This window comes from Verrucomicrobiota bacterium, assembly GCA_016200005.1.
In the GTDB taxonomy this organism is placed as follows: Bacteria; Verrucomicrobiota; Verrucomicrobiia; order Limisphaerales; family PALSA-1396; genus PALSA-1396.
In genome coordinates this window covers 69,630-85,230 of record JACQFP010000066.1, presented here as the reverse complement: position 1 = coordinate 85,230, position 15,601 = coordinate 69,630, and the positions used below count along the sequence as shown (strand labels likewise).

21 protein-coding genes are annotated in these 15,601 nt (G+C 57.3%); 13 read left to right on the top strand and 8 right to left on the bottom strand.

Going from position 1 to position 15,601, the window contains the following annotated elements:
* Positions 1-67: 67 nt before the first annotated feature.
* The 4 genes from HY298_22715 to raiA form a co-directional block, all read right to left on the bottom strand.
* On the bottom strand, positions 68-1,588 hold the full coding sequence (locus HY298_22715) for an aminotransferase class III-fold pyridoxal phosphate-dependent enzyme (protein ID MBI3853073.1): 1,521 nt from the start codon (positions 1,586-1,588) through the stop codon (positions 68-70).
* Positions 1,589-1,595: 7 nt separating this feature from the next.
* Positions 1,596-2,846 carry an 8-amino-7-oxononanoate synthase gene (locus HY298_22710; protein MBI3853072.1) on the bottom strand — a complete coding sequence of 417 codons (1,251 nt, stop codon included), beginning with the start codon at positions 2,844-2,846 and terminating at the stop codon, positions 1,596-1,598.
* Between the two features lie 157 nt (positions 2,847-3,003).
* A complete protein-coding gene (locus tag HY298_22705; protein ID MBI3853071.1) occupies positions 3,004-4,290 on the bottom strand; it encodes an amidohydrolase family protein in 1,287 nt (428 codons plus the stop codon).
* 54 nt (positions 4,291-4,344) lie between these two features.
* Positions 4,345-4,698 (bottom strand): ribosome-associated translation inhibitor RaiA, encoded by a 354-nt coding sequence (gene raiA, locus HY298_22700; protein ID MBI3853070.1) that lies wholly within the window; start codon positions 4,696-4,698, stop codon positions 4,345-4,347.
* A gap of 161 nt (positions 4,699-4,859) precedes the next feature.
* On the opposite strand from raiA, the gene HY298_22695 reads away from it, so the two are divergent.
* From HY298_22695 to lipA, 13 genes are all read left to right on the top strand, one after another.
* Complete coding sequence (locus HY298_22695; protein ID MBI3853069.1) at positions 4,860-5,039, top strand: hypothetical protein; 180 nt, start codon at positions 4,860-4,862, stop codon at positions 5,037-5,039.
* A gap of 41 nt (positions 5,040-5,080) precedes the next feature.
* Positions 5,081-5,857, top strand: a complete 777-nt coding sequence (locus tag HY298_22690; GenBank protein ID MBI3853068.1) for a ParA family protein — start codon at positions 5,081-5,083, stop codon at positions 5,855-5,857.
* A gap of 142 nt (positions 5,858-5,999) precedes the next feature.
* Complete coding sequence (locus HY298_22685) at positions 6,000-7,283, top strand: PQQ-like beta-propeller repeat protein (protein ID MBI3853067.1); 1,284 nt, start codon at positions 6,000-6,002, stop codon at positions 7,281-7,283.
* An 87-nt stretch (positions 7,284-7,370) separates the two neighbouring features.
* Positions 7,371-8,087, top strand: a complete 717-nt coding sequence (locus tag HY298_22680; GenBank protein ID MBI3853066.1) for an FAD-dependent oxidoreductase — start codon at positions 7,371-7,373, stop codon at positions 8,085-8,087.
* A 27-nt stretch (positions 8,088-8,114) separates the two neighbouring features.
* Positions 8,115-8,366, top strand: coding sequence for a hypothetical protein (locus HY298_22675; protein ID MBI3853065.1), 252 nt, complete (start codon positions 8,115-8,117; stop codon positions 8,364-8,366).
* Between the two features lie 76 nt (positions 8,367-8,442).
* Complete coding sequence (gene gcvT, locus HY298_22670; GenBank protein ID MBI3853064.1) at positions 8,443-9,573, top strand: glycine cleavage system aminomethyltransferase GcvT; 1,131 nt, start codon at positions 8,443-8,445, stop codon at positions 9,571-9,573.
* Positions 9,574-9,654: 81 nt separating this feature from the next.
* Positions 9,655-10,038, top strand: a complete 384-nt coding sequence (gcvH, locus tag HY298_22665) for a glycine cleavage system protein GcvH (GenBank protein ID MBI3853063.1) — start codon at positions 9,655-9,657, stop codon at positions 10,036-10,038.
* A 15-nt stretch (positions 10,039-10,053) separates the two neighbouring features.
* Entirely contained in the window at positions 10,054-10,305 is a 252-nt protein-coding gene (locus tag HY298_22660) for a hypothetical protein (protein ID MBI3853062.1), read from the top strand.
* Positions 10,302-10,403, top strand: a complete 102-nt coding sequence (locus HY298_22655) for a hypothetical protein (GenBank protein MBI3853061.1) — start codon at positions 10,302-10,304, stop codon at positions 10,401-10,403. Before HY298_22660 ends, HY298_22655 begins: the two co-directional genes overlap by 4 nt.
* A gap of 120 nt (positions 10,404-10,523) precedes the next feature.
* Positions 10,524-10,727, top strand: coding sequence for a hypothetical protein (locus HY298_22650; GenBank protein ID MBI3853060.1), 204 nt, complete (start codon positions 10,524-10,526; stop codon positions 10,725-10,727).
* Complete coding sequence (locus HY298_22645; protein MBI3853059.1) at positions 10,724-11,059, top strand: type II toxin-antitoxin system PemK/MazF family toxin; 336 nt, start codon at positions 10,724-10,726, stop codon at positions 11,057-11,059. Before HY298_22650 ends, HY298_22645 begins: the two co-directional genes overlap by 4 nt.
* Positions 11,060-11,062: 3 nt before the next feature.
* On the top strand, positions 11,063-11,317 hold the full coding sequence (locus HY298_22640; GenBank protein ID MBI3853058.1) for a glutaredoxin family protein: 255 nt from the start codon (positions 11,063-11,065) through the stop codon (positions 11,315-11,317).
* Positions 11,318-11,378: 61 nt separating this feature from the next.
* Positions 11,379-12,263 (top strand): lipoyl synthase, encoded by an 885-nt coding sequence (gene lipA, locus HY298_22635; protein ID MBI3853057.1) that lies wholly within the window; start codon positions 11,379-11,381, stop codon positions 12,261-12,263.
* Here lipA and HY298_22630 read toward each other — a convergent pair.
* The 4 genes from HY298_22630 to HY298_22615 form a co-directional block, all read right to left on the bottom strand.
* The gene (locus tag HY298_22630) at positions 12,252-12,866 is read right to left on the bottom strand and encodes a hypothetical protein (protein MBI3853056.1); all 615 of its coding nucleotides are present in this window, start codon (positions 12,864-12,866) and stop codon (positions 12,252-12,254) included. The two genes, lipA and HY298_22630, sit on opposite strands and share 12 nt — an antisense overlap.
* A gap of 77 nt (positions 12,867-12,943) precedes the next feature.
* The gene (locus HY298_22625; GenBank protein ID MBI3853055.1) at positions 12,944-13,591 is read right to left on the bottom strand and encodes a bifunctional 4-hydroxy-2-oxoglutarate aldolase/2-dehydro-3-deoxy-phosphogluconate aldolase; all 648 of its coding nucleotides are present in this window, start codon (positions 13,589-13,591) and stop codon (positions 12,944-12,946) included.
* 5 nt (positions 13,592-13,596) lie between these two features.
* Complete coding sequence (locus HY298_22620) at positions 13,597-14,904, bottom strand: (Fe-S)-binding protein (GenBank protein MBI3853054.1); 1,308 nt, start codon at positions 14,902-14,904, stop codon at positions 13,597-13,599.
* Between the two features lie 77 nt (positions 14,905-14,981).
* The gene (locus HY298_22615) at positions 14,982-15,533 is read right to left on the bottom strand and encodes an isoprenylcysteine carboxylmethyltransferase family protein (protein MBI3853053.1); all 552 of its coding nucleotides are present in this window, start codon (positions 15,531-15,533) and stop codon (positions 14,982-14,984) included.
* Between the last annotated feature and the right edge of the window lie 68 nt (positions 15,534-15,601).

The window sequence follows — 15,601 nt, the reverse complement described above, 5'->3', positions numbered from 1 at the left end:
TGACGGTGTTTGGAGCCTTTGTTTTGGTGTTTCTCTGGAGCTTGGATATTGGTGCTTGGGGCTTTTTCTAAAGCACTTCTTCAATCGCCTCGCGCAAAGCACTGACCATCCTCCGCACCTGCCTCACGGTCGTGCAATATGGCGGCATGAGCACGATGATGTTTCCGACCGGTCGCGTCAGCACGCCGCGCTTTGCCATTGCTTCGCAGACTCGGATACCCGCGCGCGCGCGCAGGTCGAACGGTTCGCGCATGCGCCAGTTCTTGACCAGTTCCACGCCGACAATGAGTCCCACTTGGCGGATGTCCCCGACATGCGGAAGGGACCACAAGGACGCTAGTTCGCCGCGCAGCCCAGCCTGCAAGGCGGCGCGCGCGACCAAGGACTCCTTGCTGGTCAGAATGTCCAGGGACGCAAGGGCCGCGCTCGCGCCAAGTTGGTTGGCGGTGAAACTGTGGCCGTGAAAGAAGGTTTTGAATTCCTCGTATTCACCGAGGAAGGCATCGAACACTTTCTGTGTCGTCAGCGTCGCGGCCATTGGGAGATAACCGCCAGTCAGCCCTTTGGCGAGCGCCATGAAATCGGGTTGAACGCCTTCATGGTGACAGGCGAACAGGGAGGTTGAGAGTTGAGAGTTGAGAGTTGAGAGTTGGCCCGTTCGGCCAAACCCCGTCATCACTTCATCGGCGATCAACTGCGCGCCGTTGCCACCAACAATTTCCGCCACGCGACGCAACCAGCCGCTCGGCTGCGGTATCATTCCCGCCGCGCCTTGAATCAGCGGCTCGACGACCATGGCGGCGTACGGATTGCCCTTTTTCTTTTGCACCGAGAATTTTTGTTCCACCTTGCCGACGCATTCCCAGTTGCACTTGCGATATTCGCGCGCGTCGGCACGCTCCGGCTTGGCGCGGTTGAACGGGCAACGGTAGCAGTAGGGCGACATGACGTTGTCCGACTTGAAGAGCAAACCAGCGTACGCTTTATGAAACAGGTCAATGTGGCCGAGCGAAACCGCGCCTACCGTGTCGCCATGATATGCGTCCGCGAGCGAAAGAAATTTGGGTTGGAGTTCAAGCTTCAGCTTGTTCGGGGACACGCTGAAGCGTGAACTCCAACCACGAGTGCGACGGGCGAATTCATAAGCGAGTTTGAGCGCGACTTCCATGGCGGTCGAACCGTCGTCGCTGAAGAAGACCTTCGCCAATGTACGATTTTCGATTTGTGATTTACGCGCTGATTTGCAGATCCGATCGTAAATCCTAGATCGTAAATCGTAAATCCGGTTGGCTTCACCGACGAGTTTGGCGGCAAGAAGCGACGCCGGTTCGTTCGCCAGGCCAAGCGCCGAGGAGTGCGCGATTTTTTTCAACTGGCGCTGAATCGCCGCGTTGATCTTCGGATGGTTGTGCCCGTGCAGGTTGGTCCAAATGGACGAGTTGGCATCGAGATATTCCTTGCCGTGGACATCGCGCAGCACTGCGCCCTTGCCAGACACGATTACGATTGGCTCGCGCTTGAGCCAGTCGCGCATCTGGGTGAAGGGATGCCAAATGAACTGGTGATCGAGTTGGGCGAGCCGATTCATTTTTGATTTACGAATCGCGATTTACGATTTGAGACAACGCGGACGTCAATTCTCCAACCTCCTCGCTCGAATGCGCCGCGGTCAGCGTGATCCGCAGGCGGGCGGAGCCGCGCGCGACGGTGGGATAACGGATGGCGGGGATGAAGATTCCCTGCTCGCGCAACGCGGCGGCAGTTGCGACGGCTTCGACTTCATCACCGATGATGAGCGGTAGGATGGCACTTCCCTTTTTCGCAGGAGACGACGTGAGGAGTCTCTGGCTTTTCTCCCGGAGAAGTTTGAGACTCCTCACGTCGTCTCCTACATGATGAACGTGACGCCACAACGTCTCGGCACGCTTTGCTCCTTCGTTGGATTGAACAAACTTGATCCCGGCACTCGCCGCGGCAGCGGCGGCTGGCACGGGGGCAGTGGAGAAAATAAAGCTGCGGGCGCGATTGATCAGAAAGTCGATGAGCACGCGCGAGCCGCAGATGAATCCGCCCGCTGAACCCAAAGCCTTGCCGAGCGTGCCCATCTGGATGTCGATGCGATCGCTCACGCCGAGTTCCTCGGCGAGGCCGCGTCGATTCGGGCCGTGGACACCGGTGGCGTGGGCTTCGTCCACCATCAACCACGCGCCGTATTTTTCCTTCAACTCGACGATTTCGCGGAGCGGCGAGAAATCGCCGTCCATGGAAAAGACACTTTCGGTGACGATCAGCACGCGCGGTCGTTGGAGGTCACGTCTCAGCGTGTCCGCGGACAAGCTAAAGCTTGAACTCCAACGAAGAATATCTTCGAGGTCGTTCAAATCGTTGTGGGCGAAGATGCGGCGTTGCGCGCCACAAAGCCGCGCGGCATCGACGAGACAGGCATGCACCTGCTTGTCGGTGACAAGGACGTCCTCTTTGCCGAGCAAGGCGCAGATGGTGCCGGTCGCGGCAGCGTAACCGGAGGAAAAAGTCAGGGCGGCTTCGGTGCCTTTGAACGTGGCCAGCGCTTCCTCCAATGCGTGATGCGGAGCGAGCGAACCGCAGACCAGCCGCGACGCACCACTGCCCGCGCCAAATTTTTCAACGGCTTTGATGGCAGCCTCTTTCAACGCCGGATCGTTGGCCAGACCGAGGTAATCGTTGGAAGAAAAGTTCAGCAGTGATTGGCCGTTGAATTCGATGCGCGGGGATTGTGGCGAGTCGATGCGCCGCAACTCGCGATACAGTCCTTGTTCGCGGATCGCGTTGAGGCGCTGATTTAATTCGTTGTCAAAATCGTTCATCAATTCGTCGCAGTCCAAGCCCCAGCGGGGCGAAATATTTATAGCGGTTATCGGATCAGAATTGAAAGCTCCGTCCGGAGCGACATCGAGATACCGCCCCGCTGGGGTTGGATTGTTTTTGGCGTGCAGGGTTACAAATATTTCGCTACTGACGGAGCTATTGACCCGGGGCAAGCGCCCATTGGCCGTCAATCATGCTGGCAGCCGCTCCGCCAGTATGTTGCAGCACCGTGTCATAGCTGGTCGCAGTTTTTCCGGCGTGCGGAATGGCAATCAGATCGGCGAACGCGTTTTCAGAAAGCTCGCCGATTTGGCCCGTCATGCCCAGCGCCCGCGCTCCATTGAGTGTGGCAATTCGCAGAACGGATTCGGGCGACTGGTCTAGCGCACGGGCGGAGAACGCGCGCATTTCCTCAAACAGGTTTAGTTCCAAGGACTGGCCGCGGCGTTTGCGCACAGTGGCCAGGCTGTCCGTGCCGAGGCAAAGGTTGACGCGGGCGGCGGCCAATTCCGGGCGCGGAAACGTTTGATGTTCAAAGAAGTCATGACTGCGCGGGCAATGCACCACGCTCACTTGTCGTTCAGCCAAAAGTGTCGCGTCCTCTTGATCGAGATAGTTGGCGTGGACGGCGAGAAGATTTTCAGCCAACAAACCATTTCGCTCAAGATGTTGCACGGGCGAAACGCCGCCGCAGTCGGACATGTCGCGCTGGTTGCGGCGCAGCCAGTCGAACATTTCCCCGCGAGCGTGCATGAACATTTCAAACTCGGTCGCCGATTCGGCGACGTGGGTGGTCAAACGCCAGTTCCGTTTGCGGGCGACGTCCGCACAATGCCACATCAACTCTGGCACGGTGGAGTAAGGAGCGTGCGGCGAGAGTCCAACGCGGCCCCGCTCGGCAGCGAGAGACGTGATTTTGTTCGCCGCTTCCTGCAAGATGGCGCGCGGTAGGCGGCGGCTTTTGATCCCGGTCATTTCCAAAAAAGAAAAAACGCGTAGCGGGGTGGCATTCCAAACGTCAGGCAGGAGTTCCGGCACCGCTTCGATGTCCGCCACGGTGGTCGTGCCGGTGCGGATGAGCATCTGCGCGCCGTGCAGCCAGGATTGCGCGAAATCAGCGTAGGACCAGCCAGCCTTGCTCGTGGTGATGAGTTTGATCCAGTCGGTGAAACTTTTGGACGGGCGGAATTGACCTGCCATGTCCGTGTAATCCAGATGGCAATGGGCATTGACGAGTCCGGGCAGCAAAATCATTTCGCCGAGATCGACAACTTGAACCCGCGCAGGCGGTGAGAAATCGCTCCAGCGCCCAACTGCCGTGATACGATTGTCGGAAATGCAGACGGCGCCATTTTCGATCAGCGGGCGCGCAACCGGCAGAATGATGCGGGCGCGAAGAATCCGTTGAGAGTTGTGAGTTGAAGGTTGAGGATTGTGCGGCACAGACTAGTCTGGGGTCTTTACTCTCAACAATCCACCCTCAACCCTCAACCAACTTCATATCTCCGATTCCTGACGGCGACGCTTGGTGCGGGCGGCTTCGGTGTGTTTGCGGGCTTTGTGTTTGCTATGCCGCTTGCGGATTTGTTGTTGGATTTTTTTGGTCACCAGGTCGATGGCCGCGTAAAGGTCGCTTTCGGCATCTTCAGCAAAAAGATCCGGGCCGCGCACCGCCAGGCGCATGGAACAGGAAAACTGACGGTCAGCGGCTTTGGTGTTGTCGTGTTCGAGGGTGACGCGCGCGTTGATGGCAAAGCGGTCCAGGTGCTCCAGTTTATCGATTCGTGCGAGAATGTGGTCTTCGATCGCCTTGGTCAGTGTCACGTTGTGCGTGGATAGAATCAATTTCATGGCTGTATCATGCGCTGGCGTCGAGACAAAATCCAGCGAAACTGTCTTGCACGAAAAAACAAGCAACCGACAGCAGAAATTTTCATGTCAGCGTTGAAGCCCACTCGAAAAGGGAGCATAAATCGGGAAAGTAACGGCCAACCCAGTCTCAAAGGAATCCAATGAAACCGGAACAAATCGCGGAACTGATCGACAAACTGATTGCGGAGCGACTCAAGCTTCACTTGCTGACCACCTCGAGGGCGCTCGGCGAGAACCTGGACAAACGGACGATGGTGCTCAGTTTCGAGCAGAAAATCGCCCAGATCAAAGCCAGCCTGGCGGACGCGTTGCGAACGTGAAAACCTTGAACTTGTTCCGCAGCTTCCGTTAAATCTCCGGCGTGTCAACCAAAGTCATCGCGGTCGCGAACCAAAAGGGGGGCGTGGGCAAGACGACGACGGCTGTCAACCTCGCGGCCTGCCTGGCGGCGGTGGGCAAACGGGTGCTGCTGCTGGACTTCGATCCGCAAGGAAACGCGACCAGCGGTCTGGGCCTGGAAAAAACGGAGGGTGCCAGCGCCTATTTGCCGCTGATGGGCGGAGAAAGTCTGCTCGAAAAAATAAAACAGACTGCCTTCGAACGGTTGGAGCTGATTCCCAGCGAAGTTGATTTGTGCGGGGCGGACATTGAACTGGCGCGCATGGAGAATCATTTGCAACGGTTGGTGCGCGCGTTGAAACCCGTGTTGGAGTCCGAACGGTTTGATTTGGTTTTGGTGGATTGTCCGCCTTCGCTGGGGATTCTCACGCTGAACGCGTTTGCGGCGGCGGACGGCTTGCTGGTGCCGCTGCAATGCGAGTATTACGCGCTGGAAGGCATCTCGATGATCAACCGGATCATGAATCAGTTGCGCGACACCGGCGTGAACCCGCGCCTGGAACTGCTGGGCGTTGTGATGACGATGTTCGACGGGCGCACCAATCTGTCGAACCAGGTGGTGGGCGAGGTGCGCCAGCATTTCGGCGAGCGCGTGTTTGAGACCGTCATCCCGCGCAGCACGCGTCTGGCCGAAGCGCCCAGTTTCGGCAAACCGATCATTTATTACGACAAATACAGCAGTGGCGCGGCGGCGTATGAGGTGTTTACGCAGGAATTCTTGAGGCGGCTGCAGATATGATGGTTGGTCTGAGAGCATATACGGAAAGCCGTTTTGTATCCCGGCTTCAGCCAGCAAGCACGACCAGTACACGCTCTGAGAAAAGCAACCGCCCTTGTTGCCGACTGTTGCAATGGTCTGTGAACTAGTGTAAAAAATCCGCATGAAAACCAAGTCACTGTTTGTTGGTTGTGTCGTTTTAGCCGGCGCCCTGGTTGGCTTCGCCGCCGACTGGACGCAATTTCGCGGGCCGAATCACGACAGCACTTCGCCGGAAAAGATTTTGAAGAAGTGGCCCGCCGATGGGCCGCGGCAATTATGGAAAGCGCCGCTCACCGACGGTTTCAGTTCATTCACCGTGAGTCATGGGCGGGCGTTCAGCCTCGTGCAGCGTTCCGTCGAGGGCGCGAACCAGGAAGTGTGCGTCGCGCTCGACGCCGACACCGGCAAGGAACTTTGGGCCGTACCATTGGGGATTGCCAAGTATGACGGCGGCGGAGACTCCGGCACCAAAGACAACAGCGGCGGCGATGGCCCGCGTTCCACACCGACGGTTGACGGGGGCAAGGTTTACGCGTTCTCCGGTAAATTGGTTCTTTATTGTCTGGACGCGGCCGATGGCAAAACGATTTGGAAGAAGGACTTGATTGCCGAACACGCCGGTCAAAACATCCGTTGGCAAAATGCCGCGTCGCCCTTGATTGACGGCGACTTGCTCTTCGTTGCGGGCGGCGGACCGGAACAATCGTTGTTGGCCCTCAACAAGACCGATGGCCGCGTGGTTTGGAAAGGGCAGACGGAAATAATGACTCATTCCACACCGGTGGCCGCCACGATTCACGGAGTGCGGCAGGTCGTGTTCTTCGTGCAAAGCGGGTTGGTTTCCGTCAACGAGCAAACCGGCGACCTGGTGTGGAAGCAACCGTTCAAATACAGCACCTCCACGGCAATGACGCCGATCGTGGCCGGGGATATTGTTTATTGTTCGGCGGGTTACGGCGTTGGTTCGGGCGCGTACAAAATCAGCAAGTCGGGGAACGCTTTTTCTGCGACGCAAATCTGGTTTCAACCGGCGAACGTCATCAACAATCACTGGAGTACGCCGGTGTATAAAGACGGATATCTCTACGGTTTGTTTGGCTTCAAGGAACATGGCAAGTGTCCGCTGAAATGCGTCGAGCTGGCTACCGGCAAGGTGATCTGGTCGCAAGAAGGCTTCGGACCAGGGGGTTGCATCCTGGTGGACGGCGCCCTCCTGGTGCTTGGCGATGCTGGACAACTCGTGTTGGTGGAGGCGACACCCAAAGCCTACACTGAAATCGCGCGCGCCAAGGTGCTGACCGGCAAATGCTGGAGCACCCCGATTGTGAGCAATGGCCGCATCTATGCGCGAAGCACCAAGGAAGGTGTCTGCCTCGATGTCTCTCCCCAAGTATCGCAGAGATAAATCTTGATCGCACTTATCTTGGCGCTAATGCCTCCTTTACAGCCGGTGCGGGCCCGGTCTATTGTCCGCGCAACCTGACCAGACGATATGGCCAAAGTAATCGCCGAAATGTTGATCGAGTCTGCACCCATGGAGCTGCCGGACACCAAAACTCTGAAACTCAAATGGCCGGAGGGTTACGATGTGGAGTTCAAGACCGGCCAGTTCATCACGGTCTATTGGCCGGACACGCCCAACTATAAACGTCCGTACTCGCTTTCGTCGTGCGCGCTCGATCGCGGCTTTTATGAAGTGACCATCAAACGGGAGGGCAAGATGGGCACGCGCATCGTGGATTGGGCCAAGGTCGGCGACAAAATGGGCGTGCTGCCGCCGGCGGGAAAATTTCTGCCCGTTCTTGAACCGAACAAACATCTGATCTGTATTGCCGGCGGTTCGGGAGTGACGCCGTTCCGCGGTTTTGTGCGCGAAGCCACGCGCCGCAAACTGGAAACGAGGATCACGATTCTTTACAGCGTGCGAACGACCAACGACATCATTTTCAACAACGAATTCCAGCAGTTGGAAAAGGAGAATCCGAACTTCAAATTTCTTGTCACCTGCACCCGCCTCTCGCCCACCGATCCCTGGCCGGGCCGGCGCGGACGCATCGACGCAGCGTGGGTGAAGCAGCATATCGTCGATCAGCCCAACACCGTCTTTTACGCCTGCGGCCCCACCGAGCTGGTGGAGAACACCGAACACCTGGTCGTAACAGACATGGGAATTCCCAAGACACAAATGTTCACAGAAAAATGGGGATGAACCAGCACCCCAACAACGGAGGAAGCCATGAAAGCCAGACTCATCGTTTTCAACAAGAAGGGTGAAAAAAAAGCGCACCACTTGAGCCTGCACCACAAGATCTCCGGTGCGCCCGAACTCAAACTCGTCATGGCCACCAACACGGAATACTTTGAGCCGTGGCTGTTCTACTTCCTGCGCGAGCACGGCGCTTTTATCGAAACCACCGATCCCGCCGTGGTCGAGGAAGCCTTGAATCTCCCCAAGGGAGATGAAGGAATCGTAAAGGTGAAAGGTTGACCATCCGTGCGTGAACCGTTGAATAGTTGAATCGAAGGGACGCTTCAACACTCAACGCATCAACGCTTTCACATCAATGCTCAAACGCACGTCCCTTTTCGCCGCTCACCAAAAACTGGGCGCCAAGCTCATCGACTTCGGCGGCTGGGAAATGCCGGTGCAATACACCAGCATCATTGACGAACACCAGGCCGTGCGCAACGCCGCCGGGATTTTCGACATCTCGCACATGGGCGAAGTCACCGTGAGCGGCGCGGGCGCAACCGACTTCCTGAATTCAGTTCTCACGAACGACATCCGCAAACTCGCACCTGGTGGCGGCCAATACACCTTGATGTGCAACGAGCGCGGAGGTGTGATCGACGACCTTTACGCCTACCAGCTTTCCGGCGGCGTTTATCTGCTCATCATCAACGCCTCGCGCATCGAGGCCGATGTCGCGTGGTTGCAGGCGCAGGCCGCGAAGTTTCCGAGATCGGGTGAACTGCGGCTCACCGATGCCTCACACAACTACGCCGCCATCGCGGTGCAAGGCCCGCGCGTGAAAGAGTTCATTAACGACTGCGTTCCGGGCGCTTCCGTCTCGGCCATGCGTGTCAACTGCGCGACGGACTTGAAGAAAAACGAGATCGGCGGTTTCAAGTTCGGCGCCGCCAGCGTGCTGGTGTCGCGCACCGGTTACACGGGCGAGGACGGTTTTGAAATTGTCGGCGGAGACGCAACCATCGTTCAAATCTGGGAAACCGTGCTCGCTAAAGGTCAGCCGTTCGGTATCAAGCCAGCCGGCCTCGGAGCGCGCGACACGTTGCGCACGGAAGTGTGTTACCCACTTTACGGTCATGAACTGGATGAAAAGACGACGCCGATGGAAGCCGGCGTTGGTTTTTTTGTTTCGCTGGATAAAGGCGAATTCAAAGGCCGTTCCGTTCTAGCAGCACAAAAGGCTGGTGGCGTGAGCAAGAAGCTCATTGCGTTCAAGATGACCGGTCGATCCGCGCCGCCGCGGCCACATTATCCGATCTGGATCAACGATACAAAAGTCGGCGAAGTAACGAGCGGCACGCAAAGTCCGTCATTAAGTATTGGCATCGGCATGGGTTACGTGCCGCCAGAGTCGGCTAAACCAGGGATGGGGATTGAAATTGAAATCCGCAGCAAGCGATCAACTGCTGTCGTCGTCCCCAAGCCAATCTACCGAAAAGGTTGAACCACGGATTTCGCGGATTGCACAGATGCGGAAAACAGTTTTTAATCCGTGTCATCCGCGCCATCCGCGGTTGAAAATATTATGAGCAATATTCCGTCCGATTTGAAATATGCCAAGTCCCACGAATGGGCGCGTGTCAGCGGCGACATCGCCACCGTCGGCATCACCGACCACGCGCAGCATGAACTGACCGACGTCGTCTTCGTCGAACTGCCAACCGTGGGGCGACAGGTCAAGGCCGGTGAGGCTTGCGCTGTCGTTGAATCCGTCAAAACCGCCAGCGATATTTATTCGCCCCTGAGCGGAGAAGTCACTGAAGTTAACAAAGCTGTCGTGGACAATCCGGCTTTGGTAAACACTGAACCATACGACGGTGGGTGGTTTTTCAAAATCAAGTTGAGCAACGTGGCGGAGCTCAATTCCCTCCTCACGCCGGAAAGCTACAAGGCGCAGATTGGTGGATAAGCTAATAATTCCGAGATGGTGATTTCAGGATACATCCTGCTTTTTCTTGGACTCCTTGCCGCGCTGGTCGGAGATGTAATGTTTTTGACCGTGGCTTACAAACGTAGCCTTTGGTGGTTTTTTGGCTGCTTGTTCTTGCCACCAGTCGATATTGTTTTCTTGTTGCTAAACTTGAAAACCACATTCAAGCCCTTTGCAATGTCCACAACGGGGTTGATGATGGTGTGTATCGGTGGCTGGTTGGCTGGTATCGAATGGCCGACATGAAAGCGTCGCCACATAACATTCGCCTATTCATCAAACCGTATTGCGGCTGGTGTCACAAAGCTATCCGCTGGCTCCACACACGCGGCCTTCAATGGTAGGAGACGACGTGAGGAGTCTCTAACTTTTCTGTTTCAATTTGAGTCTTGTCACCTCGACGCCCACAATTCAACTGATGACGCGCCCTTGCAATGCGTCCGGCCATGAGTTAAACCTCAACCATGAGTGCAACCGAGTTGATCAAAGAGATTCAGAGCCTGCCGAAGCAGGAGCGCGAACGCATTTTTGAATTCGTCCTGCGCACCCAGAAACCCGACTGGGCGACGCCCAAGCCGGCGGGCTATTTCGCCGACTGCTACACGAAGGACGAAATCGAGGAGTCCAACTGGTTCGCTGCGCAAGGGCCGAAAGCCATTGTGCCATGAGGCAGTGGGAGATTTATCTTTTCCCGTATCGCGACGAACAACCGCATCCGGTGGTGATTCTTTCCAGTGACGAACGCTGTGCAAACGAAGCCATCGCTCACGTCAACGGCCTGCTTTGCACCTCGGTGCGGTTGAATCGTGAATTGAAGCGTCACGAGGCCGGTTTGGACGAAGCTGACGGGCTGGATTGGAAAACCGCCGTTCGCTGCGACTTTATCTACGCGTTGCCAAAAAATGATTTTCTTGAGAAGCGCGGCGAGGTAAGCCGGTTGCGGCGCGCCGCCATCACCCGCAAGCTGATTGATTGCCTGCGCCTGCCGCTTGAGTTTTGAATCATGAAAATCCGTTTGTTCATCAAACCGTATTGCGGCTGGTGCCATAAAGCGATGCGCTGGCTCGACACGCGCGGGATCGAATACGAAACGATTGACGTGATGGCCAGCGACGCCGCCTGGGACGAAATGGTCCGCCTCTCCGATCAGGACCTCGCGCCCGTCCTCGAAGTGGACGGCCAAGTCCTCGCCGATTTCGGCCCGGATGAGCTGGAAGAATTTTGGCAGAGAATTTCAACCGCAGAGGAACGCAAATGAACGCAGATAAGAATTCATTTTGTTCCATCTGCGTCGATCCGCGTTCATCTGCGGTTCACAAATTGTGACGACCACCGAACCCAAACGCCCGCGTCTGCCGGAATGGTTGCGGCTCAAACTGCCAACCGCCGACACGTTCGCTCACACCCGCGCTTTGCTCGATGAACTGAAACTTCACACCGTCTGCGAGAGCGCCAAATGCCCGAACCACTGGGATTGTTGGAGCAAAGGCACGGCGACGTTCATGATCGCCGGCGACCGCTGCACGCGCGCCTGCGGTTTCTGCGCAGTCACGACGGCCAAACCGCTCGCCCTCGAAGCCGACGAACCTGCTCGCGTAGCCGAAGCGACGCGCCGCATGAAACTCAAGCACGTTGTCATCACCGCCGTCGCGCGCGACGATCTGGCGGACGGCGGGGCGGAACATTTTCATCACACCATCGACGCGGTACGCAACCTAAATCCCGGCATCGTCATCGAGGTGCTTGTGCCTGACTTCCTCGACCGCGATGCTTCAATCGATGCCGTGCTCTCGGCGAACCCGGAGATTTTCAATCACAATCTCGAAACGGTGCGGCGACTGACGCCGAGCGTCCGTTCGCGCGCGACTTACGACCGTTCTCTAAGGGTGTTGGGCAAAGTGAAGGCCAAACGCGGTGCCAGCATCTACACGAAGTCCGGCCTGATGTTGGGCTTGGGCGAAACCGAGGAGGAATTGTTTCAAGCGATGAGCGACTTGCGCAGCGCAAACTGCGACATCCTCACGCTGGGACAATATCTGCAACCGACGTTGCGTCACCTGCCGGTGGTGGATTTCATTCCGCCCGCAAAGTTCGCCGAATACAAACTCGCGGCGGAGCAGATGGGCTTCGTTCACGTCGCCAGCGGACCAATGGTGCGCAGTTCCTACCACGCCGACGAATTCACGCGGCCGTCAGTGTCGTAGCAGTTGGGGATTTTGCATCAGACGCAGGGCAACGATCAGCACAAAGATCGCCAAAATAATGGCGATCACCGTCGCAATGACGCTGACAGTTTTTTTGTGACGGAGCAATGCCTCCCGTTGCTGCCTCTCTGCTTCCTTGAACAAGGCGAATTCTTTGTCGAGCGACACGACCGCGGTTTCGTCGCGCAATTGCAAGGTGAACCACTTGCCGGAAATGTTGCGCCAAGTGGCCGGCAGCTTTTCCAGCTCTCCGGCTTTTGCGGGATGCAGGCAGCGATTCCAAAACGGTGCGCGTTCCTGCGACCAGACCCGCAGGAGACCGTGATTGTTGGCGACGGCTTGAAGTCGCTCCCACAGCAACGGACGCACCTGGTCGGCGTGGGCAAAATCGTCGAACGCCTCGCTGTGCAGCCGACCTTGGCGGTCGGTGATTTGCAGCGCCACGGCACCAATCACCTGGCCGTTCGCGTCTTCGGCGACCTGGAACTCGGTGGGTCGCCGTTCGAGTTCTTTCTCGTCGAGGCGCATGGACTGCCACAGTTTGCGGAGCACGTCCAAATCATCCAGCGTCGCACGGCGCACTCGATAATTCAGTTGGCTCATTTCGCTGGATAGTAATCAGTCGTCGGAAGAGGGTAAAGATTTTCGTGCGGCCCGCGCGGCTGGTTCCAGCAGAGTGATTATCGCGGCACACTTTGCGCGATCCTCACAAATTCCGCTGCCAACCGGGTCAGCTCCGTCCAGTTTTCCTCGCGCAAAATCTGCGCGGAAACAAGCGACGACCCGACGCCGAGCGCCGCACAACCTGCTTTCAAAAATGCGGCCGCGTTCGACAAATCCACGCCGCCGGTCGGCACAATGCGCAGATGCGGCAGGGGCGCGCGAATGGCCTTGATGTATTCCGGGCCAAGCTTGTCGGCGGGAAAAATCTTGATGAAGTCCGCGCCCACTTCGTGCGCCAGTTGCGCTTCCGTCGGTGTGTACGCGCCCACCATGACGGGCCGATCGGCCGCATGCGCGGCAGTGACCAGTTCCGGTCGCATGATGGGGCTGACGACAAACTCCGCCCCGGCGTCGATGGCGGCGTGACAAGTCTGCGCGTCCAGCACCGTGCCCACGCCGATCAACCCTCGCGCGCCGATTGTTTGGCTTGCTTTGCGAATGGCTTCAATCGCATTGGGCGTCGTCATCGTGATTTCAACCGCGATGACGCCACCGGCGATCAACGCTTCAGACAACGGCAGAACTTGCTCGGCCATTTGCGCGCGAACCACGGCGATGATGCCGGGATTGGCCAGGAGGGAAATGATTTCAGTTTTGGAACGCATATAAACTATTGGCTACCGCGCCGATACGCCTCCGCCAGGAGCGTAATGGGATGAACAACACGCAGCGACAGGTTTTGCTTTCTCGCGCCGTTGATGATTTGCGCCAGACAACCGGGATTGCCGGTGGCGACAACGCCAGCCTTGGTTGACTTGATGTGCTGGAGTTTGCGGTCGAGGAGATCGTCGGCCATTTCCGGCTGAATGAGATTGTAGATTCCGGCGCTGCCGCAACACCAGGTGCTTTCAGGCAACTCGACCAGTTTTAGATTTGGAACCGCACGCAAGACCTCCCGCGGTTGCGCCGTGATCTTCTGGCCGTGACAAAGATGGCAGGCTTCGTGGTAAGTGACGGTTTGCTCTGGCTGCGCAGTCGCCGCCGGCGGTTGAATGCCGATGTGCGCCAGCCATTCGTGAACGTCTTTTACTTTCGCATCCCACAATTGCGCGCGCGTTTCGTAAGCCGGATCATCGGCGAGCAACTTCGCGTAATGCTTGAGGTGCGACCCGCAACCGGCGGCGTTGGTGATGATGGCATCGAATTTGTCCGGCGGAAACTGGTCGATGTTTCTGCGCGCCAGTCGTTGAGCCAGTTCCCATTCGCCGTTGTGCGCGTGGAGCGAACCGCAGCACAGTTGCTCCGACGGCGTGACAACTTCGCAGCCGTTGCGTGCAAGGACTTCGACGGTGTCGCGGTTCACGTCGCTGAACATCAAATCCTGAGCGCAACCGGTAAGCGCGGCGACGCGGTATTTCTTCTGGCCGACAGCCGGGGTGATGGGCACGATCAGTTCCGCCGAAAACTTTCCCTGAATCGTCGGCGTCATAGCCTCCAATTCACGCAGACGTTTGGGCAACAACTTCAATCCGCCACTGCGCCGAATGAGCGTTTGCAAGCCGAGTTGTTGATACAGCCGGATCACGCGACCAACCAGATGCAGCCGGCTCAAATCCATGAACAGCCAGCGCAGGGTGAGGCTGCGGATTAAACTTCGTTTTGGCGAACTTAGCGCGCCGCTTTGTTCGGCTTCCGCTCGTGCGTGCTCGAACAGCTCGGCATAATTCACGCCCGCCGGGCAGGCCGTCATGCAGGCCAGGCAACCGAGGCAAAAATACATCTCGTCACCAAATGCCTTCGTCGCAGCGAGCCGGTCATCGGCAATGGCGCGCATCAGGGCGATGCGCCCGCGCGGGCTGTTGCGTTCCAGTTTGGTGGCGTCGTAGGTCGGGCAGGTCGGCAGGCAAAGGCCGCAGTGCATGCATTGTTGCACCACGGAGTAATCCAGGTCTTTGAGGTGCGAAAGACGGGCGTTCATCGGTGGCAAACCATTCCCGTTACTCTGCGGTTCAGCCCACAAGTTTCAACCAAAGATTTTACCGGCGCGATATGATTTCATTCACTGTTTCGATCTGGCCAACGCGGAATCCATCGCGGCACCTTGCGGCAATACTCCAGATACTCCTCGCCGAATTGTTTTTTCAGCACCCGTTCTTCATACAGAATGATCCGCAGGTGAAATGCCAGCCACATCCCCGGCGCGTAAACCAGCAACGTCGGCGACGCAAACATCAACGCTTCACCCAGTAACACGAACATGAGGCCGACATAAATCGGGTTTCTGACCAGGCGATAGAGTCCTTGCGTCACCAGCAGCTTGGGCGGGTCGTAAGGCGCGGGTGTGCCTTTGCCGGCGAATGCGAAATCCCAGGCGCACCAGAAATAAATGGCCGCGCCAAACACAATGGCGATCAGACCAACGACATCCGCAAGCTCGCCGTGCATCCTCCGGCTGCCCGGTGGCAATAACAACCAAGGCACGATCACCGTCAGCGTCCCCGGCGCCAGAATCGTGAAGAGCAATGTCTTGAACAGGTTCACCATAAGTTCCAAGGCGTCACGATTGGCGCCGCCATCTCCACCCATCGCGATTGCACGAATGAACACAGAACCGGCTGACTAACTCGACCGCCGGGACAACGATTTCAAGCGTGACACACGGACGAAAGTTTCAC